The organism is Marinobacterium sp. xm-d-579, assembly GCF_013282935.1.
GTDB lineage: Bacteria > Pseudomonadota > Gammaproteobacteria > Pseudomonadales > Balneatricaceae > Marinobacterium_E.
In genome coordinates, this window is the sequence record NZ_WBYP01000007.1 from 1 (window position 1) to 3,268 (window position 3,268).

2 rRNA genes are annotated in these 3,268 nt (G+C 50.9%); both read right to left on the minus strand.

The window, feature by feature from the left end:
• Positions 1–6: 6 nt before the first annotated feature.
• Positions 7–122: ribosomal RNA gene (rrf, locus tag XMD579_RS11255) — 5S ribosomal RNA — on the minus strand.
• 132 nt (positions 123–254) lie between these two features.
• Positions 255–3,143, minus strand: a 23S ribosomal RNA gene (locus tag XMD579_RS11260).
• Positions 3,144–3,268 lie beyond the last annotated feature (125 nt).

Genomic DNA, 3,268 nt, shown 5'->3' on the forward strand with positions numbered 1-3,268 from the left:
TTAGGTGCCTGGCAATGACCTACTCTCACATGGGGAAACCCCACACTACCATCGGCGATGACGCGTTTCACGACTGAGTTCGGTAAGGGATCAGGTGGTTCCACGTCTCTATTGTCACCAGGCAAAACTGGTTAACGCATTGGATACTGTAAGATGCGTCTTGGTTGTCTATACAAGCTACAACCGTTAAATCAATCATTAAACCACTCAGCTGTTCATCTGAAGCTTTCGCTCTCAGACAGCTTTGGCGTTATATGGTCAAGCCTCACGAGCAATTAGTACTGGTTAGCTCAACGCCTCACAACGCTTACACACCCAGCCTATCAACGTCCTAGTCTTGAACGGCTCTTTAGGGACCTTAAAGGTCCAGTGAGATCTCATCTTGAAGGGGGCTTCCCGCTTAGATGCTTTCAGCGGTTATCCCGTCCGAACATAGCTACCCGGCAATGCCACTGGCGTGACAACCGGAACACCAGAGGTTCGTTCACTCCGGTCCTCTCGTACTAGGAGCAACTCTTCTCAAATCTCAAACGCCCACGGCAGATAGGGACCGAACTGTCTCACGACGTTCTAAACCCAGCTCGCGTACCACTTTAAATGGCGAACAGCCATACCCTTGGGACCGGCTTCAGCCCCAGGATGTGATGAGCCGACATCGAGGTGCCAAACACCGCCGTCGATGTGAACTCTTGGGCGGTATCAGCCTGTTATCCCCGGAGTACCTTTTATCCGTTGAGCGATGGCCCTTCCATACAGAACCACCGGATCACTAGAACCTACTTTCGTACCTGCTCCACGTGTCTGTGTCGCAGTCAAGCACCCTTTTACTCTTGCGCTCAATGCATGATTTCCGACCATGCTGAGGGTACCTTCGTGCTCCTCCGTTACTCTTTGGGAGGAGACCGCCCCAGTCAAACTACCCACCACACACTGTCCTCGATCCCGATAAGGGACCTGAGTTAGGACTTCAACGTTACCAGGCTGGTATTTCAAGATCGGCTCCACTTGAACTGGCGTCCAAGTTTCAAAGCCTCCCAGCTATCCTACACAAGTAAGGTCAAAGTCCAGTGTGAAGCTATAGTAAAGGTTCACGGGGTCTTTCCGTCTAGCCGCGGGTACGCTGCATCTTCACAGCGAGTTCAATTTCACTGAGTCTCGGGTGGAGACAGTGTGGCCATCGTTACGCCATTCGTGCAGGTCGGAACTTACCCGACAAGGAATTTCGCTACCTTAGGACCGTTATAGTTACGGCCGCCGTTTACTTGGGCTTCGATCAAGAGCTTCGCCGGAGCTAACCCCATCAATTAACCTTCAAGCACCGGGCAGGCGTCACACCCTATACGTCCACTTTCGTGTTTGCAGAGTGCTGTGTTTTTAATAAACAGTCGCAGCCACCTGGTATCTTCGACCGGCCTCAGCTTAGGGAGCAAGTCCCATCACCAAAACCGGCGCACCTTCTCCCGAAGTTACGGTGCCATTTTGCCTAGTTCCTTCACCCGAGTTCTCTCAAGCGCCTTGGTATTCTCAACCTGACCACCTGTGTCGGTTTGGGGTACGATCCCACATAACCTGAAGCTTAGAGGATTTTCCTGGAAGCCGGGCATCAACTACTTCACTCCATATAGGAGCTCGTCATCAGATCTCAGTCATATAGGAACCCGGATTTGCCTAAGTTCCAAACCTACATCCTTAAACGCGGACAACCAACGCCGCGCTAGCCTAGCCTTCTCCGTCCCCCCGTCGCAGTTATGCGAGGTGCAGGAATATTAACCTGCTTCCCATCGATTACGCTTTTCAGCCTCATCTTAGGGGTCGACTCACCCTACCCCGATTAACGTTGGATAGGAACCCTTGGTCTTCCGGCGAGGGAGTTTTTCACTCCCTTTATCGTTACTTATGTCAACATTCGCACTTCTGATACCTCCACGGTGCCTTACAGCTTCCGCTTCAACAGCTTACAGAACGCTCCTCTACCATGCGTATAAACGCATCCGCAGCTTCGGTCTCTAGTTTGAGCCCCGTTATATCTTCCGCGCAGGCCGACTCGACTAGTGAGCTATTACGCTTTCTTTAAAGGATGGCTGCTTCTAAGCCAACCTCCTAGCTGTCTAAGCCTTCCCACATCGTTTCCCACTTAACTAGAAGTTTGGGACCTTAGCTGGCGGTCTGGGTTGTTTCCCTTTTCACGACGGACGTTAGCACCCGCCGTGTGTCTCCCATGATTGCACTCTTGGGTATTCGGAGTTTGCATCGGGTTGGTAAGTCGGGATGACCCCCTAGCCGAAACAGTGCTCTACCCCCCAAGGTGAGACATGAGGCGCTACCTAAATAGCTTTCGAGGAGAACCAGCTATCTCCGAGCTTGATTAGCCTTTCACTCCGATCCACAGGTCATCCGCTAACTTTTCAACGGTAGTCGGTTCGGTCCTCCAGTTGATGTTACTCAACCTTCAACCTGCCCATGGATAGATCGCCCGGTTTCGGGTCTACTCCCAGCAACTATGCGCCCTATTAAGACTCGGTTTCCCTACGCCTCCCCTAAACGGTTAAGCTTGCTACTGAAAGTAAGTCGTTGACCCATTATACAAAAGGTACGCAGTCACCGAACTAAGTCGGCTCCCACTGCTTGTACGTACACGGTTTCAGGGTCTATTTCACTCCCCTCACAGGGGTTCTTTTCGCCTTTCCCTCACGGTACTGGTTCACTATCGGTCAGTCAGGAGTATTTAGCCTTGGAGGATGGTCCCCCCATGTTCAGACAGGATAACACGTGTCCCGTCCTACTCGATTTCACTGGAAAAGGGTTTTCGAATACGGGGCTATCACCCACTATGGCCAGACTTTCCAGTCTGTTCTTCTAACCCAAATCCAGCTTAAGGGCTGGTCCCCGTTCGCTCGCCGCTACTAAGGGAATCTCGGTTGATTTCTTTTCCTTCGGGTACTTAGATGTTTCAGTTCCCCGAGTTCGCCTCTCTAAACCTATATATTCAGTAAAGAGATACCACTTACGTGGTGGGTTTCCCCATTCGGAAATGTACGGATCAAAACTTGTTTACCAGTTCCCCGTACCTTATCGCAGGTTACAACGTCCTTCATCGCCTCTGACTGCCAAGGCATCCACCGTGCACGCTTATTCACTTGACCATATAACCCAAAGGTGTCTGATCAACTGAATGGTTCTCGTAACGATCGATTTCGCCGGTTGGCGCTTGTATCAAACAATACAAGACAATCTTTATCTTACAGTTTCCAAATTGTTAAAGAGCGTT